Origin of the sequence: Streptomyces sp. NBC_01296, assembly GCF_035984415.1 — a bacterium.
GTDB lineage: Bacteria > Actinomycetota > Actinomycetes > Streptomycetales > Streptomycetaceae > Streptomyces.
Genome location: NZ_CP130720.1, coordinates 2316887 through 2340849 on the forward strand (window position 1 = coordinate 2316887; position 23963 = coordinate 2340849).

At 70.0% G+C, this 23963-nt stretch carries 17 protein-coding genes; 11 read left to right on the forward strand and 6 right to left on the reverse strand.

Annotated features, from left to right (window positions below; translation table 11 throughout):
• Window positions 1-104: 104 nt before the first annotated feature.
• From OG299_RS10635 to OG299_RS10680, 10 genes are all read left to right on the forward strand, one after another.
• Window positions 105-854, forward strand: coding sequence for a ferritin-like domain-containing protein (locus OG299_RS10635; RefSeq protein ID WP_327361345.1), 750 nt, complete (start codon window positions 105-107; stop codon window positions 852-854).
• Window positions 855-1050: 196 nt separating this feature from the next.
• Entirely contained in the window at window positions 1051-2277 is a 1227-nt protein-coding gene (locus OG299_RS10640) for a thiolase family protein (protein ID WP_266634213.1), read from the forward strand.
• Window positions 2274-4403: a 3-hydroxyacyl-CoA dehydrogenase NAD-binding domain-containing protein gene (locus tag OG299_RS10645; RefSeq protein ID WP_266634211.1), complete on the forward strand. Its 2130-nt coding sequence runs from the start codon at window positions 2274-2276 to the stop codon at window positions 4401-4403. The genes OG299_RS10640 and OG299_RS10645 overlap by 4 nt, the downstream gene beginning before the upstream one ends.
• Before the next feature lie 157 nt (window positions 4404-4560).
• Complete coding sequence (locus OG299_RS10650; protein WP_327361346.1) at window positions 4561-5601, forward strand: phage baseplate protein; 1041 nt, start codon at window positions 4561-4563, stop codon at window positions 5599-5601.
• Between the two features lie 138 nt (window positions 5602-5739).
• Entirely contained in the window at window positions 5740-7176 is a 1437-nt protein-coding gene (locus tag OG299_RS10655; RefSeq protein WP_266673905.1) for an NF041680 family putative transposase, read from the forward strand.
• 180 nt (window positions 7177-7356) lie between these two features.
• Entirely contained in the window at window positions 7357-9351 is a 1995-nt protein-coding gene (locus OG299_RS10660) for a hypothetical protein (protein ID WP_327361347.1), read from the forward strand.
• A 93-nt stretch (window positions 9352-9444) separates the two neighbouring features.
• The gene (locus OG299_RS10665) at window positions 9445-10950 is read left to right on the forward strand and encodes an SDR family NAD(P)-dependent oxidoreductase (RefSeq protein ID WP_327361348.1); all 1506 of its coding nucleotides are present in this window, start codon (window positions 9445-9447) and stop codon (window positions 10948-10950) included.
• Window positions 10951-10952: 2 nt separating this feature from the next.
• The gene (locus OG299_RS10670; RefSeq protein ID WP_327361349.1) at window positions 10953-11771 is read left to right on the forward strand and encodes a rhamnogalacturonan acetylesterase; all 819 of its coding nucleotides are present in this window, start codon (window positions 10953-10955) and stop codon (window positions 11769-11771) included.
• Window positions 11768-12568, forward strand: a complete 801-nt coding sequence (locus tag OG299_RS10675) for an Ig-like domain-containing protein (protein ID WP_327361350.1) — start codon at window positions 11768-11770, stop codon at window positions 12566-12568. Before OG299_RS10670 ends, OG299_RS10675 begins: the two co-directional genes overlap by 4 nt.
• Window positions 12569-12584: 16 nt before the next feature.
• On the forward strand, window positions 12585-14186 hold the full coding sequence (locus OG299_RS10680; protein WP_327361351.1) for a glycosyltransferase family 2 protein: 1602 nt from the start codon (window positions 12585-12587) through the stop codon (window positions 14184-14186).
• 64 nt (window positions 14187-14250) lie between these two features.
• Here the strand turns inward: OG299_RS10680 and OG299_RS10685 are convergent, their stop codons facing one another.
• Window positions 14251-15303: a PLL family lectin gene (locus tag OG299_RS10685; protein WP_266634197.1), complete on the reverse strand. Its 1053-nt coding sequence runs from the start codon at window positions 15301-15303 to the stop codon at window positions 14251-14253.
• A gap of 221 nt (window positions 15304-15524) precedes the next feature.
• On the opposite strand from OG299_RS10685, the gene OG299_RS10690 reads away from it, so the two are divergent.
• Window positions 15525-16592: an LCP family protein gene (locus tag OG299_RS10690; RefSeq protein WP_327361352.1), complete on the forward strand. Its 1068-nt coding sequence runs from the start codon at window positions 15525-15527 to the stop codon at window positions 16590-16592.
• A gap of 74 nt (window positions 16593-16666) precedes the next feature.
• Here OG299_RS10690 and OG299_RS10695 read toward each other — a convergent pair whose 3' ends face one another.
• The 5 genes from OG299_RS10695 to OG299_RS10715 form a co-directional block, all read right to left on the reverse strand.
• Window positions 16667-18151, reverse strand: a complete 1485-nt coding sequence (locus OG299_RS10695) for an amino acid permease (RefSeq protein ID WP_266634192.1) — start codon at window positions 18149-18151, stop codon at window positions 16667-16669.
• Between the two features lie 130 nt (window positions 18152-18281).
• Complete coding sequence (dxs, locus tag OG299_RS10700) at window positions 18282-20198, reverse strand: 1-deoxy-D-xylulose-5-phosphate synthase (protein WP_266634190.1); 1917 nt, start codon at window positions 20196-20198, stop codon at window positions 18282-18284.
• A gap of 266 nt (window positions 20199-20464) precedes the next feature.
• Window positions 20465-21757: a sugar ABC transporter permease gene (locus OG299_RS10705; protein WP_405700472.1), complete on the reverse strand. Its 1293-nt coding sequence runs from the start codon at window positions 21755-21757 to the stop codon at window positions 20465-20467.
• On the reverse strand, window positions 21754-22542 hold the full coding sequence (locus OG299_RS10710; protein WP_266634188.1) for an ATP-binding cassette domain-containing protein: 789 nt from the start codon (window positions 22540-22542) through the stop codon (window positions 21754-21756). The genes OG299_RS10705 and OG299_RS10710 overlap by 4 nt, the downstream gene beginning before the upstream one ends.
• A gap of 280 nt (window positions 22543-22822) precedes the next feature.
• On the reverse strand, window positions 22823-23938 hold the full coding sequence (locus OG299_RS10715; protein WP_266634186.1) for a substrate-binding domain-containing protein: 1116 nt from the start codon (window positions 23936-23938) through the stop codon (window positions 22823-22825).
• Window positions 23939-23963: the final 25 nt, after the last annotated feature.

A 23963-nucleotide genomic window follows, 5' to 3' on the forward strand; every position in this document is an offset into this window, starting at 1 on the left:
GCACGAGAGAGCCCCCGGCCCCATCGGCCGGGGGCTCTTTCTGTCCCGGTTCCGCAACAGGGACCCGGAGCTGCTTTTGAACACGCTCAAACCTCGCTAGCTTTTTGAACGTGATCAAAGACGACGGCGGGTACGAGGCATGGGTACGCGGCTTCGAGGCCGAGCGGGAGCGCCGCGCGGCGGTCGGGGATCCCGACTGGGACCGGGGGGCCGTGCTCGATCCGGCGCTCGTACGGAGCCTGCAGCGCTTCCAGGTCGGTGAGGACGGGGACGGGTTGACCCTGATGGGCAAGGCGGACCGGGCCGGGGACCCGGTGTACGCGCAGGCGATACGGCTCTTCGAGGCCGAGGAGCACAACCACGCGCGGATGCTGGCGCTGCTGCTGGCGGCGGGCGGGGCCGGAACCCTGGACGGGCACTGGAGCGACGCGGTGTTCGTACGGTTGCGCAGGCTGCGGGGGCTGCGGGTGGAACTGCTGCTGCTGATGACGGCGGAGGCCGTGGCCCTGCGGTACTACCGGGCGGTGCGGGACGGGGCCCCCGATCCGCTGGCGGCCGAGGTGGCGGGGCGGATCCTCGCGGACGAGGAGCGGCACGTCCCCTTCCACTGCCGGCGGCTGCGCGAGGCACTGGCCCCCCTCCCGGCGCCGGCCCGCCGGGGCGCCACCCTGGCCTGGCAGGCCCTGCTCGCGGGGACGGCCGTGGTCGTCGCCGCGGACCACGGGCCGGCGCTGCGCCACCTCGGCGTCCGGCGCCGCCGGTTCACCGCGGACGTGATCCGCTCCTCCGGCCCCCTGGCCAGGGCGATGTCCAGGGCTCCCGCCCCCGCCGCTTCCAGCCCCGCCGGCGTTTGAGGCGCGGGGGTCCGGGGCGGAGCCCCCGCTCACACCGCCGCGGACGCCCGCGGCGGTGTGACGTTCGCCGCTCCTCCCGGAGGGGGTGTGCACGCCGGTTACCGGCAAGTAGCATGACCGGGTGAGCGGGCGCTCAGCCACCGGCCGACCGCGCCCCCGCGCAGCAGTGCACACCCGCACCTGGAGGAGAGCCAACGTGCCTCGTACCGTCAGGGACGTCGTCTTCGTCGACGGCGTCCGCACCCCGTTCGGCAAGGCGGGCCCGAAGGGCATCTACAACGGGACCCGCGCCGACGACCTCGTCGTGAAGGCGATCCGGGAGCTGCTGCGCCGCAACCCGGACCTGGACCCCGCGAAGATCGACGAGGTCGCCATCGCCGCGACCACGCAGATCGGTGACCAGGGCCTGACGCTGGGCCGTACCGCCGGCATCCTCGCGGGCCTCCCGCAGTCCGTCCCGGGCTACTCCATCGACCGCATGTGCGCCGGCGCGCTGACCGCCGTCACCGCCGTCGCGGGCGGCGTGGCCTTCGGTGCGTACGACGTCGCCCTCGCCGGCGGTGTCGAGCACATGGGCCGCCACCCCATGGGCGAGGGCGTCGACCCGAACCCGCGCTTCGTCTCCGAGAAGCTGGTCGACGAGTCCGCCCTGTTCATGGGCATGACCGCCGAGAACCTGCACGACCGGTACCCGACGATCACCAAGCTCCGCGCCGACGAGTACGCCGTGCGCTCGCAGGAGAAGGCCGCCAAGGCGTACGCCGACGGCAAGATCCAGCAGGACCTGGTCCCGATCTCGGTGCGCAACACCAACGAGGCGGCCGGTGAGACGGGCTGGGGCCTGGTCACCACCGACGAGCCGATGCGCCCGGGCACCACGCTGGAGAACCTGGCCGGCCTGAAGACCCCGTTCCGTACGCACGGCCGGGTCACCGCGGGCAACGCCGCCGGTCTCAACGACGGTGCCACCGCCGCGATCATCGCGTCCGAGGACTTCGCCCGCGAGAACAACCTCCCGGTCAAGATGCGCCTCGTCTCGTACTCCTTCGCGGGTGTCGAGCCGGAGGTCATGGGCTACGGCCCGATCCCGGCCACCGAGAAGGCCCTCGCCCAGGCCGGCCTGTCCATCGAGGACATAGGCCTGTTCGAGGTCAACGAGGCCTTCGCGGTCCAGGTCCTCGCCTTCCTGGAGCACTACGGCATCGCCGACGACGACGCCCGCGTGAACCAGTACGGCGGCGCCATCGCGTTCGGCCACCCGCTGGCCTCCTCCGGCGTGCGCCTGATGACGCAGCTGGCCCGCCAGTTCGAGGAGCAGCCGCACGTCCGCTACGGCCTGACCACCATGTGCGTCGGCTTCGGCATGGGCGCCACGGTCATCTGGGAGAACCCGAACTTCAACGCCGAGGGAGACTCCAAGTGAGCACCACCGCTGAGCTCCTGAAGGGCGCGGCCGAGCTGTTCCCGGACGAGGTCGTCACGTCCGCGCACGTCCGCCACCTGGACCTGCCGTTCGGCGCCGGGCGCTTCGCGCTCATCACGCTGGACAACGGCTTCGACCACACGAAGCCCACCACCTTCGGCCCGCAGTCGCTGGCCAACCTGAACGCGGCGATCGACCAGGTCGAGCAGGAGGCCCTCGCGGGCTCCATCGTCGGCGCGGGCATCACCGGCAAGCCGTTCATCTTCGCGGTCGGCGCCGACCTCAAGGGTGTCGAGCTGCTGAAGAAGCACGACGAGGCGCTCGCCATCGGCAAGGGCGGCCACGACGTCTTCAAGCGTCTGTCGGCCCTCGCGGTCCCGACCTTCGCCTACTACAACGGCGCGGCGATGGGCGGCGGCGTCGAGGTCGGTCTGCACTGCAGCTACCGCACCGTCTCGAAGGCCATCCCGGCCTTCTCGCTGCCCGAGGTCTTCCTCGGCCTGGTTCCCGGCTGGGGCGGCTGCGCCATCCTGCCGAACCTGATCGGCGCGGAGCGCGCGGTCTCGGTGATCATCGAGAACTCGCTCAACCAGAACAAGCAGCTGCGCGGCAAGCAGGTCTTCGACCTGGGCATCGCGGACGCGCTGTTCGAGGGCGCGGACTTCCTGGAGCAGTCGCTCCTGTGGACCGCGAACGTCCTGAACGGCACCACCGAGGTCGTCCGCGCCGAGATCGACCGCGGCGAGGCCTGGGACGCGGCCGTCGCCAAGGGCCGCTTCATCGCGGACTCCAAGGTGCACGGCGCCGCTCCGGCCGCCTACCGCGCGCTGGACATCATCGCCGCGGCCAAGTCGGGCGACCTCCAGGCCGGCTTCGACGCCGAGGACACCGCGCTCGCGGACCTCATCATGGGCGGCGAGCTGCGCTCGGGCATCTACGCCTTCAACCTGGTCCAGAAGCGCGCCAAGCGCCCGGCCGGCGCCCCGGACAAGTCGCTGGCCCGTCCGGTCACCAAGGTCGGCGTCGTCGGCGCGGGCCTGATGGCCTCGCAGCTGGCGCTGCTCTTCCTGCGCCGCCTGGAGGTGCCGGTGGTCCTCACCGACATCGACCAGGAGCGCGTGGACAAGGGTGTGGGCTACGTCCACGCCGAGATCCAGAAGCTGCTCGGCAAGGGCCGCATCAACCAGGACAAGGCCAACCGCCTGACCGCCCTGGTGACCGGTGTCCTGGACAAGGCCGAGGGCTTCGCGGACGCGGACTTCATCATCGAGGCCGTGTTCGAGGAGATGTCCGTCAAGCAGAAGGTGTTCGCGGAGGTCGAGGCGGTCGCCCCGGCGCACGCGATCCTCGCCACCAACACCTCCTCGCTGTCGGTGTCGGAGATGGCCTCCAAGCTCCGGCACCCGGAGCGCGTGGTCGGCTTCCACTTCTTCAACCCGGTCGCGATCCTCCCGCTGCTGGAGATCGTCCGCGGTGAGCAGACCGACGACGCCTCGCTGGCCACGGCCTTCGGTGTCGCGCGCAAGCTGAAGAAGACCGCGGTCCTCACCAAGGACGCCCCGGCGTTCGTCGTGAACCGCATCCTGACCCGCTTCATGGGCGAGATCCAGAACGTCATCGACGAGGGCACCCCGGTCGTCACGGCGGAGAAGGCCATCGAGCCGCTCGGCCTGCCGATGTCCCCGCTGGTGCTGCTGGAGCTCGTGGGCCCGGCGATCGGTCTGCACGTCTCGGAGACCCTGAACCGCGCCTTCCCGGAGCGCTTCACCGTGTCCCCGAACCTCGCTGCCGTCGTCAAGGCGGGCAAGCGCGGCTTCTACGTCTACGATTCCGGCAAGCCGGAGCTGGACCCCGAGGTCGCCGCGCTCCTGGTCCAGGGCGACGTCGTCCTGACCGAGGAGCAGGTCCGCGACCGCGTCCTGGACGCGGTGGCGCAGGAGATCGGCCTGATGCTGGAGGAGGGTGTCGTGGCCGAGGCCCAGGACATCGACCTCTGCCTCATCACGGGCGCCGGCTGGCCCTTCCACCTGGGCGGCGTGACGCCGTACCTGGACCGCGAGGGTGTCTCGGAGCGCGTGAACGGCAAGAAGTTCCTCGCCCCGGGTCTGGCGAGCGTCCCGGCCTGAGGCCCGTACGCCCGTACGCCGGGCGGTGCGTGAGCACCGCGGACGCCCGTCCCCCTCGTGGGGGCGGGCGTCCGCCGTTCTGCGGGGCGGGGCGAGGCGGGACCCGGGGCGGGGCCCGGCTCGGAACCCGCGCGTCCGGGCTGGCAGAATACGGTCCATGGCGGATGGCAAGACACCTTTCAGCCGCCGGACCCTTCTGTTCGCGGGCGGCGCCGTGGCCGCCGGCCTCACCACGAGCGGTCTGTCCTGGGCGCTGCGCGCCGGGGCCGGCCAGCAGGACGGTTCCCGGCCGGTGGCCGGTGAGTTCGACATGCGGACCGGCGCAGAGCTGCTCGCTTCGACTCCGCTGTTCAATACGACGGGTCCTCAGTCGTTCGCGTTCGACCACACGAACGGTCAGGTCTACACCCTGCAGACCGTCCAGGCCGGCATCCGGCTCGACGACGAGGAGGACGCGGTCGACGCGGGCGGCCGCAAGACCTCCGGCGATATGTGCCTGACCCGGCTGAGCAGTTCCGGGAAAACGCTCGGGCACATGTATCTGCGCGGCTTCGGCCACGGAATTTCCTGCGGCGTCGAGCCGACGGGCCAGCGCACGTACATATGGGTGGAGGGCAGGGCCGACGCCGAGAGCGGCTACGGCCGCACGGTGGTCCGGGTGCCGTTCAAGGACGGTTCGGTCCTCGACAGTTCCGACGACTCCGTCCGCCATTTCGATCCGGTTCCCGGTTCCACCGATGTCTCCCCCGCGCTCGACCTGCCCGGCGAACGGGTCCTGGTGAGCCACGAGGAGGAGGGCGTACACCGGTTCTCGGTGTACGGGATGGCGGATTTCCTGACCGGGCGCTTCAACCCCGCACAGGTCATCAAGGCCGGGGTGCAGGTCCAGGAAGAGGAGTGGTTCCAGGGCTGCGCGCTGTACGGGGACTTCGTCTACGTACTGACCGGCAACCCGTATACCGGGCAGAACGGGGACAATCCGCGGAAGTCCGGCGGAAATACATTTGTCTCGGCAATTGACGTCCGCACCGGTGCGGCGCAAGGGCGTCACCGGGTGACCGTGGCACCGGATCTGGCCTACCGGGAGCCGGAGGGAATCGCGGTCAGCCTGGCCGGCGGACGGCCGGCATTGTGCGTCGGATTTTCCGTGAAGGCGAAGGACCGGCGCGAGCTGGCGGTGTATCGCTACACCCTCTGAGCTTGGCGTTTAACGTCTGCGGTCGAACATGGCCTCGAACTTGCTGACGTTTTCGGCTGAGTGCCTGACGTAAGGGCGGCCCTCGTCTGATCCTGTGCTCCGTCACAGAGGCACTTGACCAGTACGAAGGCCGTAGCGATGAGTCTGCTGCAGCGGGTCCCGCGGGATGCATTTGCCGAATTGTCATGCTTCCGGAGGGAGTTCTATGCCTGCTTGACTCAGAGGGCCGATGCCTTGTTCGAGTTGAGTGACGCTCTGTTGTGTGCGGACGGCCCGGTGAAGACGTTGGTCGAGCTGTCCCTGGCGCCTGAGCATCAGCGTGGGCATGGTGCGTTGTACGGCGGGCTGAACCGCGGGCATCTGGATTTGTCCCGACTGCGCAGGGCGCTGGCAGGAATGCCCCTTCCACGGACGGCAGAGGGGCGGCTGGTCCTTGCTGTCGATGTCAGCAACTGGCTGCGGCCGGACGCGAATACCAGCCCGGACCGGCTGTTCTGTCACACGTATGGCCGGGGCAGGGGCTCGGCCCAGATGATCCCCGGGTGGCCCTACTCCTTCGTCGCCGCCCTGGAGCCGGGGCGGACGTCGTGGACTGCCATGCTGGACGTGGTCCGGCTGTGCCCGTGGGACGACACGATCGCCGTGACCGCATCCCAGGTCAGGGAAGTGTTCCAGCGACTGTATGTCGCGGGCCAGTGGCGGATCGGTGACCCGCCCGTCCTGGTCGTCGTCGATGCCGGATATGACGTGACCCGTTTGGCCTTCTTGCTTGCGGACCTGCCCGTTGAGCTGCTGGGCCGGATGCGTTCGGACCGCGTCCTGTACTTCCCGCCCCCGCCGCAGCCGGCGGGAAAGCGCGGGCGCAAGCCCAAGCGCGGGGCAGAGTTCGCGTTCGAGATTGCGGCCACTCAGCCGGTCCCGTCCATCACCACGGTGACCGACACCACGCACTACGGGAAGGCCGTCGCCACTGCCTGGGACCGCCTGCACCCGTTGCTGGTCCGACGCTCGGCCTGGGCCGACCACCCCGAAGGAGAGCTGCCGGTCATCGAAGGCACCGTCATCCGTCTACAGGTCGACCACCTTCGCGGAGACCGCAGCCCCAGGCCCATCTGGTTGTGGTGGTCGTCCACCGCCGCTACCGCCGGGGACGTGGACCGGCTCTGGCAGGCGTTCCTGCGCAGATTCGACCTCGAGCACACCTTCAGGATGCTCAAGCAGACGTTGGGGTGGACCGCTCCCAAACTCCGCGAGCCGGCCGCCGCTGACCGCTGGACCTGGCTCGTCCTCGCCGCACACGCCCAGCTCCGACTTGCCCGGCCCCTCGCAGAAGACCTCCGCAAACCCTGGGAACGGCCTGCACGCCAAGGGCGCCTGACACCCGCACGCGTCCGTCGAGGATTTCGCCGCATCCACGAGAAAACCCCTCAGCCGGCCAGTGCACCGAAACCCACCACCGCAGGCCCCGGCCGACCAACCGGCACGAAGAACAAGCAGCGTGCACGCGAGCACCCCGTCGGGAAACAAGCCAAACCGAGCATCGCAACAGCCATCACAAGCAGCACACCTGCATAAACGCCAAGCTGAGGACCCGCAAGAGGGACTCGAGAGGGACTGATGTCACATGCCTTTGTGAAGATGCCCTAAATCATTGGCCTGCGGTTCACCAGACGTTCTAGAGCCGTCCATGAGGCTGCTTATACTACTGCGACACTTCACAGGATCCTTATACCTCCACGGGGGAGGCACCGCACCATGGGCTCCAAGCGGCTGCGAGCCGTGTTCGGCGTTCTGATCACTGCTGGGCTCATCCTCAGCTTCGTCGGAATGCTGGTCGCCGTCGCCTTCGTCTCGCTCCCCCTGTTCGCAGGCTGCGCCGCGCTCAGCTACGTCGCCGACCTGATGCTCCACAACACCGAGTCGCCGACGCTGGAGAAGCTGCGCGACTCGCGCTTCGGCCTCACCATGCGCTTCCTGATCCGGCAGTTCCTGCTGCTGGGCCTGTGCGGGGCCATCGCCGACATCGAGTCGTTCGTGGCACAGATGACGACCATCGGCCTGCTCCTCCTGTTCATCCTGCAGCTCGCGTACGGCGCACTCCTCAAGCACGTCCGCAAGATGCGCAACGAACTGCCGTTCACCACGCGCGGGCTGGACCTGGAGGCGCTCGGCATCCGCCGCATGCCGCACCCGTTCCTGATGAACAAGCACGTCCGCAAGACGCTGCACCTGGACATCCCGCTGGTGGCCGGCTCGCTCACCACCATCGCGACGGACGACTGGCGCTTCGTCACGTACGGCATGATCACCACCGTCTTCCTCGCCTACTTCTCGCTGCTGGTGCTGGTGCCCGACGCGCGCAACGCGCTCAAGCTGCCCACCACCGACGAGGCCATCGACGAGCTCAACCACCAGCTGGCCGAATACCGCCCGCAGGTCGCGCTCTACTTCACGTTCGCCGCCGTCTCCAAAGACTTCATGTACCAGGTGAACATGTGGCTGGAGTCGCTGGAGGCGCTGGAACTGCGGCCCATCATCGTGCTGCGCGAGCGGGCCACCCTGCGCTACCTGGACGCCACCTCGGTTCCCGTCATCTGCATTCCGAAGGCGGACAACCTCGCACGCATCGAGATGAACGAACTCCGTGTCGCCCTCTACCCCGGCAATGCGGGCAAGAACGTGCACATGCTGCAGCGCGCCGAGGTCAAGCACGTCTTCATCGGCCACGGCGACAGCGACAAGCTCGCGAGCAGCAACCGGGTCAGCAAGGTCTTCGACGAGATCTGGGTGGCCGGCCGGGCCGGCCGCGACCGCTACGAGCGCATCAAGCACGCCGTGTCGCACCACCAGATCGTCGAGGTCGGCCGCCCCCAGCTGATGCCCCTGCACCGCTGGACCGGCCGGGTCGCGGGCCCCGTGCCCACCGTCATCTACGCCCCCACCTGGGAGGGCTGGACCGACGACGCCTGCTACACCTCGGTCATCCCGGCCGGCGAGAAGCTGATCAAGGCGCTGCTCGACTACGAGCGCGACATCCGGATCATCTACAAGCCGCACCCGCTCACCGGCTCGCGCTCCGCCGAGGCCGCCGCCGCGCACCGCCGCGTCATCGCCCTCCTCGAGGAGGACAACGCCAGGCGCTTCGGCCGCAACCTCACCGACTCCAAGGCCGCCGCCAAGAAGCTGGCCCGGATCGACCAGCGCATCGCCGACCTCTCCGAGCGCGGCGTCCGCTCCAAGCACCCGGACCTCACCGAGGAGGAGCGGACCGCGCGCATCCGGCGCAGCCGCAACCAGGCCGGCGCCCTGTACTGGAGCGCCCTCCCCGACGCCGCGCACCACGTGGTGACCGAGCGGATCCCGGCGCTGTACGACTGCTTCAACCAGTCCGACCTGCTCATCGGCGACATGTCCAGCGTCGTCTCCGACTTCGTCGCGACCCTGAAGCCGTACGCCATCTTCAACCTCGACGGCCTGCCGGACGACCAGTTCCGCAACGAGCAGCGGACGGCGTACGCCTCGTACCTGCTGGACGGGGACTGCAACGGTCTCGCCGAGGCCATCGAGGCCACGCTGAACCCGCGCGAGGACCTCATGGCCCCGTACCGCGAGCAGCTCAAGGAATACCTCCTCGGCGAGGAGTACCCGCCGTCGATCGTCCGCTTCAACGCGGCCGCCAACAACCTCTACCGGCGGGGGCTGCGCGACTTCCCCATCGAGTACCCGGAGCAGGCCCCCTACCCCGTGTAGGCGGGCCTCCCCGGTGCTCGCGTCGCACCGCCCGTCCATCCACCGCCCTGCCCGACCGCCGTGCCGCACCCCTCAGCTCAGGAAGAAGGAGCCTTGTCCTCCAGGCCCGTCCCCCACCGCACCGTCGCCGTCGTTCTCGCTGGGGGCACCGGCCAGCGCATCGGTCTCGAGATACCGAAGCAGCTGCTCAAGATCGCCGGCAAGCCGATCCTGGAGCACACGCTCCACATCTTCGAGAACGCGCCGGACGTCGACGAGGTGATCCTCCTCATGACGCCCGCGTACGTGGAGGACGCCCGCCGCATCGTCGAGCGGGCCAAGCTGGGCAAGGTCACCCGGGTCCTGGCGGGCGGTTCGACCCGCAGCGAGACCACCCGGATCGCCATCGAGGCCGCGGCCGCCGGGCTCGGCGAGGGCGAGGACTGCAACCTCCTCTTCCACGACGCGGTGCGCCCGCTGCTCTCGCAGCGCGTGGTGCGCGAATGCGTCGAGTCCCTGGAGCGCTACCAGGCCGTCGACGTCGCCATCCCGTCCTCCGACACCGTCATCGTGACCCGCACCCACGGCGACGACGGCGAGTTCATCACCGAGGTCCCCGACCGGTCCCGGCTGCGCCGCGGCCAGACCCCGCAGGGCTTCCGGCTCTCCACGATCCGCGCCGCGTACGAGCGGGCGGCCGCGGACCCCTTCTTCCAGGCCACCGACGACTGCTCCGTCGTCGTGAAGTACCTGCCCGACGTCCCGGTCCACGTGGTCACCGGCGACGACTACAACATGAAGGTCACCCAGCCCGTCGACGTCTTCATCGCCGACAAGCTGTTCCAGCTCGCCTCCCACGCCGCGCCCGCCCAGGCGGGCGAGGCCGCGTACCGCGAGCAGCTGGCCGGCAAGACGATGGTGGTCTTCGGCGGCTCGTACGGCATCGGCGCCGACATCTCCCGCATCGCGGAGGGCTTCGGCGCCCGCGTCTTCGCCCTGGGCCGCTCCACCACCGGCACGCACGTCGAGAACCCCGACCACGTCGAGGAGGCGCTGACCAAGGCCTACGCCGAGACCGGCCGCATCGACTTCGTCGTCAACACCGCGGGCGTGCTGCGCGTCGGCCGCCTCGACGCGACCGACAACGACACGATCCGCGAAGCGCTCGAGGTCAACTACCTCGCCCCCGTCAACATCGCCCGGACCTCGTACAAGTACCTGAGCGAGACCCGGGGCCAGCTGCTGCTGTTCACCTCCAGCAGCTACACCCGCGGCCGCGCCGAGTACAGCCTGTACTCCTCGACCAAGGCCGCCATGGTCAACCTGACCCAGGCGCTCGCCGACGAGTGGGCCGAGGACGGCATCCGCGTCAACTGCGTGAACCCGGAGCGCACCGCCACGCCGATGCGCACCAAGGCGTTCGGCCAGGAGCCCTCGGCCTCGCTGCTCACGTCCGAGTCGGTCGCCCTGAGCTCCCTGGACGTCCTGCTGTCGGAGATGACCGGCCACGTGATCGACGTACGCAAGCAGGACCCGACCACGACGCCGGCTCAGCGTTCCGGCTTCGAGGCGGCGCTGGCGTCCGTACTGATCCAGACCACGGAGGACCAGGGGGTCTAGGCGTGACGTACACACCCGGACAGCAGCAGCCGCCGCGGAGGATCTTCGTGGCCGGCGACTCCGAGGCGGTCACCCGGCCGTACAGCTACCTGCCGATGGTGGGCTGGGCCCAGGCACTGCCCCTTTTCCTCACCGATGCGGTCGAGGTCGTCAACTGTGCCCGCGCCCGCGCGAGTTCGAAGAGCTTCCGCGAGCGCGGCCGGCTCCAGTGGATCCTCGACAACCTGGAGCCCGGCGACTACCTGCTGTTCGGCTTCGGCCAGATCGACTGGAAGACCGACCCCGGCCTGCACACCAAGCCGTTCTCCACCTTCCAGGAGAACATGGCCGCCTTCGTACACGGCGCGCGCGAACGCCAGGCCCACCCGGTGATCCTGCTGCCGTACGAACGGCGCCGCATGGACACGCACGGCAACGTCGCCCGCTTCCTGGGCGACTACCCGCTCGCGGCCCGGCAGCTGGCCGAGGACGAGCACGTTCCGGTCGTCGACCTGTACGGCCAGAGCGTGCAGTGGTGGGAGGAGCTCGGGCCGGAGCCGTCCAAGCTCGTCTTCACCTATCTGCGGCCCGGTGAGCCGCTGCTGGAGAACGTCCAGGACGGGGACAACGTGCACCTGCGGGCGGAGGGCGCGATCGAGTGCGCCCGCTTCGTCGCCCGCAGCCTCGCCGAGCAGGGCGTCATCCCCTCCCCGTGGGTCCAGGGCCTCGACCGCCGCCGGTTCTCCTACGAGGAGATGGGCTGGCTGGACGAGGAGACGTTCTCGCACCGTACGAAGTCCCGGGTGTCCGAGCCCGCGGCACGCAAGGAGTCCAGCGCGTGAACCTCCTCCGCCGCGGGCAGGCCGTCGGCGACACCCCGTCACTGGGCGCCGTGTACGCGGCCCTGTACAGCTCCGCCGACCCGCGCCGCGGTGTCTCCCCGGGCGAGACCGTCCAGTTCGGCCTGTCCGTCGCACCCGATCAGGGCGCCTCGCGCGGCTGCGCGTACCTGGCGGAGGAACCGCTGACCGCCGTCGGCGAGATCGTCGGCGTGCAGGGGCTGGAGTACTTCCCCCGCCAGCGCTGGTTCCGGGCCCGCGCCGACGCCGGGGAGCAGACGACGGGGGTCCTGCACCTGCGCGTCGCCGACTCGGCCACGGCACGCAGCATCCGGCCCCGGATCCTCGTCGGCATCCCGGACGCCTCGGGCCGCAAGCTCGTACGGACGGGGAAGCTCTCGGCGGAGCCCCTGCCGCTGCGGCCGGCCGCGGCCCGTGGCCTGCGGATCGCGACGGAACCGGACCGGCCGGGCACCGTCAACGTACTCTCGGCGGCGCCGGCGGGAAGCACGGCCATCTCGGTGACACAGCCGCGGGGCGGCCGGGCGCAGCTGTCGCAGGACGGCTGGGTCACGTACGCGCCCGCCCCCGGTTTCACCGGCTACGACCGGTTCGCGTACGCGGTGGGCACGGCCGCGGGCGCCGAGCTGACCTCGCACGTGAACGTCTTCGTGGGCTCCTTGGAGCACATCCCGGGCGCCTTCCCGCAGCATCCGTCGGACAGCGCCCCGCGTCCTTGGCAATGGCCCGAACTCACCGGGGAGATGCCGTGGCCCCGCCCCGCCGCTCCGCAGAACTGACGAGGATCCCGACATCATGAACACCGCCGTCGTCGGCCCCACCGACGTCAAGGACGTGACGGTCGCCGTCCGGGTCTGCAATCAGGCCGCCGCGCTCGACGCCTGCCTGGCATCCGTCTTCGTGCAGTCCATCGGTACGGAGCGACTGGAGATCATCGGCGTCGACGACGGCTCGACCGACGAGAGCGGGTCCGTACTCGCGCGCGCGGCGCACCAGTACCCCGCCTTCGTCCGGGTGGGCCAGGTGTCGCACGGGCTGAGTCCGGCGGCCGCCCGCAACTGGGCGCTGAGCCAGGTGCGCGGACGGTACGTCATCTTCCTGGAGGCCACGGACCGGCTGGCGCCGGACGCGCTGGAGCGGATGGTCGCCGCGGCCGACGCGAACGAGGCCGACGTCGTGCTCGGCAAGCTGGAGAGCTCGGGCCGGCATGCGGTCGCGACGTCGATGTTCCGCAAGAACCAGGCCTACACCGATGTGTACGCCTCGCGCGTCTACTGGTCGCTGACGCCGGACAAGCTGTTCCGCACCAGCCTGCTGCAGCGCCGCGGGCTGGCCTTCCCCACCGACATGGTGATCGGCGACGACCAGGCCTTCACGGCCGGCGCCTTCATCGGGGCGGACAACGTCTCGGTCGTCGGCGATGCGACCTGCGTGGTCAAGGGCCCCTCGCCGGCGGAGCGGGTGACGCTGCCGGACCGGGTCGCCCTGGTCTCCCGGATGCTGGCGCTGATCGGCTCGCAGCTGCCGGAGGGGCCGCGCCGGGACAAGCTCCAGTCCCGCCACCTGGAGGTGGAGCTCGGCAAGGCGACCGCGGCCGCGCTGCTGTCCGCCACCGATGCGGCCGAGCGGGACCAGGCGCTGTGGGCCGCCGCCGAGGTGCTGCGCACCCAGGCGTCTGCGGGGGCGCTGGCGCTGCTGCCGCGCATGGTGGCCGTACGGTTCGCCCTGCTGGCGCAGGGCCGCTTCGCCGAGGCGCAGCGGATGGCCGCCTTCGAGGCGGACAAGGAGCGTCCGGCCGTCCGCAAGACGGTGGAGAACGGCCGGGTGTACACGACGCTGCCGTTCTTCCGCGACCCGCAGGTCGCCCTGCCGGACGAGCTGTTCGACATCACCGGTGACATGACGGTCACCCACCAGTTGGAGAAGGCCCGCTGGGACGGGCCGATGCTGCTGCTGGACGGCTTCGCGTTCTTCGAGCAGCTGTCGACGAAGGACCGCGCCACCCGGGTGGTGCTGCGCGAGCGGACGAGCGGTGCGGTGGAGAGCTGCCCCGTCACGGCCCGCAGGGACGACGAGCTGACCAACGCCAAGGGCAGGCCCCGGGCGATGGGCCGCTTCTCCTGCCGGGTCAACCTGGCGCAGACCTCGAGCGGCTGGCCGCTCCCGCCGGGCACCTGGGACCTGCACCTCGCGGTCGGCTTCGAGGGGGTGACCCAGGAGGTGCGGCTCGGCCCGCGGCGCGCCGAGGAGCTCGACACGACGGCCCGGGTGCCGGTGCGGATCGCGGCCGCGCCCGGTACGCAGGGCCTGGAGCTGGCGGCCACCCCGTACTACACGGAGTCCGGCGGTCTCAGCATCGAGGTGGCGCAGCGGACGCCGCTGCCGCGGCACGCCTGACGGCCGGGCCGCGGGACGGCCGGGCCGCTCGTCGCGGCCCGCCCGCCCGGCACGGCCGTGAGCCTCAGGCGGCGTCCCAGGGGCCGAAGGCCAGCCCCTGCTGGGTGGTGTCCTGACGGGTGCAGATCAGTGCGCCGTCCGCGTCGAAGGCGGCCACGACGATGCGGCCCGTCGCGTCGACCGCCACCTGGGGCGCCTGCGCGCCGTGCCCGCCGAGGGAGGCCCACCAGGTGCCGTAGCCCTCGTTCTCGGTGACGTAGGCGGTGAGTTCGACGTCGCCCTCGGCTCCGGTCTGCGCGAGCACCGTGCAGTCGTAGCCGCCGATGACGGCCCGGACCACGCCCGGTGCGCCCGTGCCGCCGGCACCGCCGAGGGCCATCAGACCGCCGCCCTGCGCGCCCTGCTGCCCGGCCCGCCAGGCGACCAGCGAACCGTCGCCCGGGTAGCGCCAGAAGTACGTCACCCTGCGCGGGCCCGTCTCGCACAGGACCGGGGTGCCGGGGACGACCGGCGTGGGGATGCGGTCGGCGAGCTGGAAACGGCCCTGGCCGACACCCACCCAGCGGTCGGCTCCGGCCCGGCCGAGGGCGAGCATCTCGAGCGGCCCTCCCGCCGACATGAGCGGGGCCACGTCGCCCGCGTACGGCTCCGGCGCCACCTGCTTCCAGCCACCCCACGCGCCCTCGGCGTTGCGGCTGCGCCGCAGGACGCCGCCGTGGCGCAGGGAGACGAGGACGTGCGTGGAGCCCGAGCGCTGGTTGACGGCGATGCGCGGCGGGCCGGCCAGCCGTTCGTCGGCGGGGCCGCCGCGCAGGCCGGGGGTGCCGAGACTGTGCCAGTCGATCATGCCGCGGCCCGGCTGGAACTGGGTGGAGACGATGACCTCCGGCCCCTCCGAGCCGTCCTGGACGGCCCGCAGGGCGACGAAGTGCACGTACCCCTCGCGGCTCTGCGCCATCGAGACGGTGCCCAGCCAGCCCGGGACCTCGAACACGTCGGGGCCGGTCCAGCCGGCGCGGGGGGCCGCGGCCTCGGTCCAGCGCAGCAGGCCGTGCGGGGTGCACGCGTAGGCCGTCAGGCGGCCGTCGCCGCCCTTGAACAGCCAGTTTCCGGCCACCGACGGCGACCGGCGGGGACCTGGTCCCCCCGGGGCCGCATCCTGCACCGTGCGGTCGGAAGTGGCGCCCCGGCTACCGCTTTTGCCTCGGATCACGCCACTGTCCACCTTTCTGCCGAGTATGTCCTGCTCAAGCGACAGGGCTCTTCACCGGAAAGAACCAGCCACTCGAAAGTGTGTCTTATGATGCACCCCATCGATAATAGAAGGGCTCTGCCTCCATGACCGACCGGCCCTCGGCCACCGCTCCCCCGTCCCGGCGCAAGCCGCGGCGCGGCGGCAGGCGACGTGTCCTGCGAATCGTGCTGCTGACGGTGGCCGTGCTCATCCTCGCGGCCGGTGGCGCGGGCTGGTGGGCCTACAGCCATCTCAACGGCAACATCGACAGCGTCGACCTGGACCAGGCGATCGGCGACAACCGCCCGAAGAAGGTCGTCGCGGGCGCGCAGAACGTCCTCGTCCTCGGCTCCGACTCGCGCGCCGGGGCCAACGCGGACCTCGACCACGGCGATGTGAGCGGCGCCCGCTCGGACACCGCCATGCTGGTGCACATACCCGAGGGCCGGTCCAAGGCCACCGCGGTGAGCATCCCGCGCGACACCCTGATCAGCCGGCCCGAATGCAAGGACTCCGACGGCAAGACCGTCAAGGCCGCGAACCGGGTCATGTTCAACTCGGTCTACTCGCTGGCCGGACCGGCCTGCGTGGTCAAGACCGTGGAGCAGATGTCCGGGGTCCGCGTGGACCACTTCGTCGAGGTCGACTTCGCCGGGTTCAAGGGCCTGGTGGACGCGCTCGGCGGGGTCACCGTCACCCTGGACAAGCCGATGAGCGGGGCGAAGGGCGGTCTCAAGCTCGACGCCGGCACGCACCGGCTGAACGGCACCGACTCGCTGAAGTTCGTCCGTACCCGTTACGGCTACGGCGACGGCAGCGACCTCGGGCGCATAGGCCTCCAGCAGCAGTTCATGATGGCGATGCTGTCGGAGATCAAGAAGCAGGACGCGCTGGGCAACCCGGCCAGGCTCTACAAGCTCGCCGATGCCGGCACGAAGTCGCTGACCACCGACTCCGACCTCGCCTCCCTCACCTCCCTGGCCGACTTCGCCCAGAGCATGAAGGGCGTGGACCCGGACACCATGGAGACGATCATGCTTCCGGTCGCCTACGACAAGGTGGACCCGAACCGCGTGGTCGTCGCGGAGCCGCAGGCGGGCCAGCTGTGGGAGGCCCTGCGCACCGACCAGAAGATCCCGGCGGAGGCGAAGAAGTCCCCCGCCAAGGGCTGACGGACCGGACACACGGAAGCCGGCCGTACGGGTGACCCGTACGGCCGGCTTCCTGTTTTCCTCCGCCGGAACTCCTAGAACTCCGCTTCGGCGCCGACCTTGCCGAGGCGGCTGTGCGAGCGTCCGTAGGCGAAGTAGACGACGATGCCGATCGCCATCCAGACGCCGAAGCGGATCCAGGTCTCGGCCGGCAGGTTGAGCATCAGCCAGAGCGAGGCCGCGATCGACAGGATCGGGATCACCGGCACCCACGGGGTACGGAACGCCCGGTGCAGGTCGGGACGGGTCTTACGCAGGATGATCACGCCGAGGGCGACGAGCACGAAGGCGAACAGGGTGCCGATGTTCACCAGTTCCGCGAGCTTCTCCAGGCTGGTGAAGCCCGCAATGATGGCGATGATTCCGCCGAGCAGGAGGGTCGCCCGGTAAGGGGTCCGGTACTTGGGGTGGGTGACGGAGAAGACGCGCGGCAGCAGTCCGTCACGGCTCATCGCGAAGAACACGCGGGTCTGGCCGAGCAGCAGGATCATGCATACGGTGATCAGACCGACGGCCGCCCCGAGACTGATGGCACCGGAGAAGAAGGGCTGGTTCACCGACTTGAAGGCTTCGGCCAGCGGCGCGGTCGGTGACATCTCCGTGTACTTCTGCATGCCGGTGACCACCAGCGTCACGGCGACGTAGAGCACGGTGCAGACCAGCAGCGAGCCGAGGATGCCGCGCGGCATGTCGCGCTGGGGGTTCTTGGTCTCCTCGGCGGCCGTGGCCACGACATCGAAGCCGATGAAGGCGAAGAAGATGAGGGAGGCCGCGGTGAAGATGCCCATGACACCGAAGTTGGTGGGCGCGTAGCCGAAGAGCAGCTGGACCAGTGGCGCGTGCAGGTCGCCGCCCGCCTCCTGCGGCTGGGCCGGAGGGATGAACGGCGAGTAGTTGTCGGCCTTGATGAAGAACAGGCCCGCGATGATGACCAGCAGGACCACGGTGACCTTGATGGCGACCACGATCGCGGTGATCCGCGCCGAGAGCTTCGTCCCGGCGACCAGGATCGCGGTCAGCACCAGGATCAGCAGGAAGGCCAGCAGGTCGAAGGTTCCTCCCGCGTCCGGTCCGGCCAGCGCGGTGGGCAGGTCCCAGCCCAGGTTGGTGTGCATCAGGTGGCGCACGTAGCCGGACCAGCCGACCGCCACGACGGCGGTGCCGAGCGCGAACTCCAGCACCAGGTCCCAGCCGATGATCCAAGCGGGCAGCTCACCGATCGAGGCGTACGAGAAGGTGTACGCGGAGCCCGCCACCGGCACGGTGGACGCGAACTCGGCGTAGCAGAGCGCCGCGAGGGCGCATACGATGCCCGCCGCCACGAAGGCGAGGGCGGTGGCCGGTCCGGCGTTGTTCCGGGCCGCAATGCCCGTGAGGACGAAGATGCCGGTGCCGATGATGACACCCACACCGAAAACCGTCAGGTCCCAGGCGGAGAGCGACTTCCGGAGCGCGTGTTCCGGCTCCTCCGTGTCACGGATGGACTGCTCCACCGTCTTGGTGCGGAAGGGGCTGTTCATATCCCTACTCACCGACGCACCTCCGAAACGGGTGTCGACGCACGCGAACGGGCCGGGAGGCCCACCCCTCAAGGGTGATCTCCCGGCCCGTGACGTGCAACCGCGCGGCGATCTAGTGGCCGGGACCGTCCTAGTCCACGGCGGCGGCCGGCTCGCTGTCGAACCGCCCGTCCAGCTTGGCGACCAGGCCGGTGACCTGGCGGGCGATGTCCGGCGCGGTCAGCCCGATCTCGGCCATGATCTCCTTGCGGAGGGCGTGGTCGAGGAAGCGCTGCGGGATGCCGAAGTCGCGCAGCGGCACGTCGACACCCGCGTCGCGCAGCGCCTGCGCGACCGCGGAGCCCACACCGCCGGTGCGGCCGTTGTCCTCGACGGTGACGACCACGCGGTGCCGGTCCGCGAGCGGGGCCAGGGCCTCGTCCACGGGCTTGACCCAGCGGGGGTCGACGACGGTCGTGGAGATGCCCTGCTTGTCGAGCAGGTCGGCGATCTCCAGGCACATCGGGGCGAGTGCACCGACGGATACGAGCAGTACGTCCGGACGGGTGACCTCGCGGGCCGGAGCGCGCAGGACGTCCATGCCGCCGATCCGGCCGACGGCCGGAACGGCCGGGCCGACGACGCCCTTGGAGTAGCGCACGACCGTCGGGGCGTCCTTGACCTCGACGGCCTCGCGGAGCTGGGCGCGCAGCTGCTCGGCGTCGCGCGGGGCGGCGAGCCGCAGGCCGGGTACGACCTGGAGGATGGACATGTCCCACATGCCGTTGTGGGAAGCGCCGTCGTCGCCGGTGACGCCGGCCCGGTCCAGGACGAAGGTGACCCCGCACTTGTGCAGGGCCACGTCCATCAGGACCTGGTCGAAGGCGCGGTTGAGGAAGGTCGCGTACACCGCGAAGACCGGGTGGACGCCGCCGGTGGCGAGGCCCGCCGCCGAGGTGGCGGCGTGCTGCTCGGCGATGCCGACGTCGAAGATCCGGTCCGGGAAGGCCTCGGCGAACTTGTTGAGGCCGACCGGGTGGAGCATGGCCGCGGTGATGCCGACGATGTCCTTGCGGTCGTGGCCGAGCTTGACCATCTCGTCGGCGAAGACGGAGGTCCAGCTGGCCGCGGCGGTCTTGACCGGCAGGCCGGTGTCCGGGTGGATCACGCCGACCGCGTGGAAGCGGTCCGCCTCGTGCTCCAGGGCCGGGGTGTAGCCGCGGCCCTTCTGGGTGAGGCAGTGCACGATGACCGGGCCGCTGAAGCGCTTGGCGCGCTGCAGGGCGGACTCCAGGGCCTCGATGTCGTGGCCGTCGATGGGCCCGATGTACTTCAGGCCCAGGTCCTCGAACATGCCCTGCGGGGCGATGAAGTCCTTGAGGCCCTTCTTGGCGCCGTGCAGGGTCTCGAAGAGCGGCTTCCCGACGACCGGGGTGCGCTCCAGGAGCTCCTTGCCGCGGGCCAGGAAGCGCTCGTAGCCGTCCGTGGTGCGCAGGGTCGCCAGGTGGTTGGCGAGGCCGCCGATGGTGGGGCCGTACGAGCGCTCGTTGTCGTTGACGACGATGACCAGCGGACGGTCCTTGGCGGCGGCGATGTTGTTCAGCGCCTCCCAGGCCATGCCTCCGGTCAGCGCGCCGTCGCCGATGACGGCGGCGACGTGGTGGTCCTCCCGGCCGAGCACCTCGTTGGCCTTGGCGAGGCCATCGGCCCAGCCCAGCACGGTGGAGGCGTGGGAGTTCTCGATCACGTCGTGGTCGGACTCGGCGCGCGAGGGGTAGCCGGAGAGGCCGCCCTTGGTGCGCAGGCCGGCGAAGTCCTGGCGGCCCGTGAGCAGCTTGTGGACGTAGGCCTGGTGGCCGGTGTCGAAGAGGACCTTGTCCTTGGGCGAGTCGAAGACCCGGTGCAGAGCGATCGTCAGTTCGACCACCCCGAGGTTGGGGCCGAGGTGCCCGCCGGTCTTGGAGACGGCGTCGACGAGGAAGGACCTGATCTCGGCGGCGAGCTGGTCGAGCTCCTCCTGGCTGAGCCGGTCCAGATCGCGCGGTCCCTTGATGCGGGTCAGCAGCACCCGTGCCTCCTTGCAGTTGCTTGCTGGTCTGTCGAGTCTAATGTTCCGTCGGCGACCGCGGTCATCGGGCTGCCGCACACGGGTCACAGCTTTGTCATGGCTGTAGACATCCCTGTGCAGTTGACCCCGATGTCACACCTCACATTCGGGCGTATACCCACACAGGCGTACGCACAGATGTACGTACGGACGCACGCACGGATGCCCGGTGCCACCACGGGGTGGCACCGGGCACTGTGACCGGTCTTACCGCACAGGGCGCGGTGTCAGGCGCGTCCGGCCGTCTTCTGGGTCTTGCGGGTGACCGAGTCGATCACCACGGTGGCCAGCAGCACCGCGCCGGTGATCATGTACTGGATCGGCGTGGCGATTCCCTCGAGAGCCAGACCGTACTGGATCGAGGTGATGACCATGACACCGAGGAGGGCGTTCCAGGTCCGGCCCCGGCCGCCGAAGAGGCTGGTGCCGCCGATCACGGCCGCCGCGATCACGTTCATCAGCAGGTCGCCGGCGCCGGCGCTCTGGTTGGCCGCCGCGATCTTGGAGGCCCAGAAGAGCCCGCCGACGGCGGCGAAGGTGCCCGAGATCGCGAAGACCGCGATGCGGATCCCCGTGACGTTGATGCCCGCGCGCCGGGAGGCCTCGACGCTGCCGCCGAGCGCGAAGATGTTGCGGCCGAACGAGGTACGGCGCAGGAGGAAGTCCGTGCCGACCAGGACCAGCACGAAGAGCACCACCGCGAGCGGGAGGCCCTTGTACTGGTTGAACACCGCGGCGGGGCCGAAGGTGAAGAGCGCCAGCAGGCCCGTGCGCAGCACGATCTCGCTCATCGGGCGGGAGGGGACACCCGCCGCCGTGCGGCGGCGGCTGTCGAAGAACGAGGCCAGGAAGTACCCGACCACGGCGATGGCGGCGAGGCCGTAGCCCGCGGCCACGTCCGAGAAGAAGTACGTGGTCAGCTGGCCCACGACCCCGTCGGAGTCGAGGTTGATCGTGCCGTTGCTGCCGAGGATCTGCAGCATCGCACCGGACCAGAAGAGCAGGCCCGACAGGGTGACCGCGAAGGCCGGTGCGCCGATCTTGGCGAAGAAGAAGCCGTGGATCGAGCCGATCACGGCGCCGCCGGCGATGGCGACCAGGATCGCCAGCCACTCGTTGACGCCGTTGGTGACGGCGAGGACCGCGACGATCGCGCCCGAGACACCGCTGACCGAGCCGACGGAGAGGTCGATCTCGCCCAGCAGCAGCACGAAGATGATGCCGACGGCCATCATGCCGGTGGCGACCATCGTGATCGCGATGTTGGTGAGGTTCTCCGGGGACAGGAAATTCGCGTTCAGTCCCTGGAAGATGCCCCAGATGACGATCAGACCGATGACGACCGGGAGGGAGCCCAGGTCGCCGGCCTTCATCTTGCGGCCGAACTCGCTCAGGTAGCCGGCCAGCCCCTGCTCGCGCACGAGCAGGCGCGGGTCCACCGCGGGAATGGCGTCCGCCGGGGCGGCGGGGTTGGCGAGCTGGGCCACCTCTTCCGCATGGGTGTGGTGTTCGGTGCTCACTTGCGGGCCTCCCCGGTACGGGCCGCACGGCGGGTCACGGCGTTGTCCGTGGCTCCGGTGATGGCGGAGATGATCTCTTCCTGCGACGTGTCCTTGACGTTGAAGACGCCGTTGTTGCGGCCCAGCCGCAGGACCGCCACCTTGTCGGCGACGGCCTTCACATCGGCCATGTTGTGGCTGATGAGGATGACGGCGTGGCCGCGCTCGCGCAGCCGCTCCACCAGGTCGAGGACCTGTGCGGTCTGCTCGACGCCGAGGGCGGCCGTGGGCTCGTCGAGGATGACGAGCTGGGGCTCGCCGAGCATCGAACGGGCGATCGCCACGGTCTGGCGCTGACCGCCGGAGAGCGAGGCGATGGGGATGCGGACACTGGGGATCCGGATGGACAGGGTGGTCAGGAGCTCGCGGGCGCGGCGCTCCATCTCCACCTCGTCCAGGACTCCGCGGCGCTTGAGCTCGCGGCCCAGGAAGAGGTTGCCGACGACGTCGATGTTGTCGCACAGCGCGAGGTCCTGGTAGACCGTCGCGATGCCCAGGTTCTGGGCGTCGTGGGGCTTGGTGATCGAGACCGGCTTGCCTTGCCACTCGATGACTCCGTCATCGATGGGGTGGACGCCGGCGATCGTCTTGACGAGCGTGGACTTGCCGGCGCCGTTGTCGCCGACCAGGGCGACCACCTCGCCGGAGTGGATCTCGAGTTCTACGTCGGTGAGCGCCTGAACGGCACCGAATCGCTTCGAGACCCCTCGCAACGCCAGCACGGGCGCAGCGGACACATGAACCATCTCCTTCGCCGCCTGACCGGCGGGGATGTCGTGCAGTAAGTGCAGGAGCGGGGTGGAATGAGGAATCGTTTCTGCCCGGCGCCCCACGGGTGGCGGGGGAAGAGGGGCGGGGCGCCGGGCAGGCGCGGGGGTCCTGGTGGACCGGAGGCCGCGGGGGCGGGCCTCCGGCCGGCAGGACGCTGGGGCCTCGGCAGGCCCGGGGGGACCTGAGTGCGGCCGGGACCGGCCCGTTTCGGGGCCGGGATGGCCTACTGGGGGCCCGTGTGGGGGCCCGGTCGGCCTACTTCAGGCCGAGGGTGGCGCAGGCGGCCGCGTACTTGTCGGTGCAGATCTCGTCGGCCGTGTAGACACCGTCCTTGATGACAGTGTCCTTGATGTTGCTCTTGGTCAGCGAGACGACGGGGACCAGGACCGAGGCGATGCCCTTGTCGGTGGGGCTGTCGACCTTGGAGGTGGTGACACCGTCCAGCTTCTCGCCCTTGGCGAGCGCGACGGCCATCTTCGCGGCGGCCTCGGCCTCGGGGGCGTACGGCTTGTAAACGCTCATGAACTGCTCGCCCGCGACGATGCGCTGCACACCGGCAAGTTCCGCGTCCTGGCCGGTGACCGGGGGCAGCGGGTCCATGCCGGCCGCCTTGAGGGCGGTGATGATGCCGCCGGCCATGCCGTCGTTGGCGGAGTAGACGCCGACGATCTTGTCCTTGCCGATGGCGGAGATCGCACCCGCCATGTTGGTGTTGGCGTTCTCCGGCTTCCACTCCTTGGTGTCGTACTCCTTGCCGATGGTCACCTTGCCATCGAGGACGGAGTGCGCACCCTTCTTGAAGAGGGCGGCGTTCGGGTCGGTGACCGACCCGTTCATCATGACGATCTCGCCGGCCTTGGCCTTGTCGCCCAGGGCCTCGAGCAGGGCCTTGCCCTGGACCTTGCCGACCTCTTCGTTGTCGAAGGAGGTGTAGGCGTCGATCGGGCCCTCGGCGAGGCGGTCGTACGCCACGACCGGGATGCCCTTCTCCTTGGCCTTCTTCACCGAGCCGGCGATGGCCTTGGAGTCCACGGCGTCGATGACCAGGACGTTCACCTTGTTGGTGATCATCGTGTCGACCTGCGAGTTCTGCGTGGTCGCGTCCTGCTTGGCGTTGGCGTAGACCACCTCGGCCTTGCCGCCGGTGAGCTCGGCGACCTTCTTCTCGAAGAGCGGCTTGTCGAACTTCTCGTAGCGCGCGGTCTGGTTCTCCGGCAGGAGCAGACCGATCTTGATCGCACCACCCGCGGCGGCGGAGCCGGACTCCTTCGGCTTCTCACCGGCCTCCTTGGCGCTGCCACAGGCAGCGAGGGAAGCGGCCATCGCGGTGGCGGCGACGGCTACGGCGGCTCTACGCATACGCGTGTTCATTTCTTGAACCTCCCTGACGAGGCCG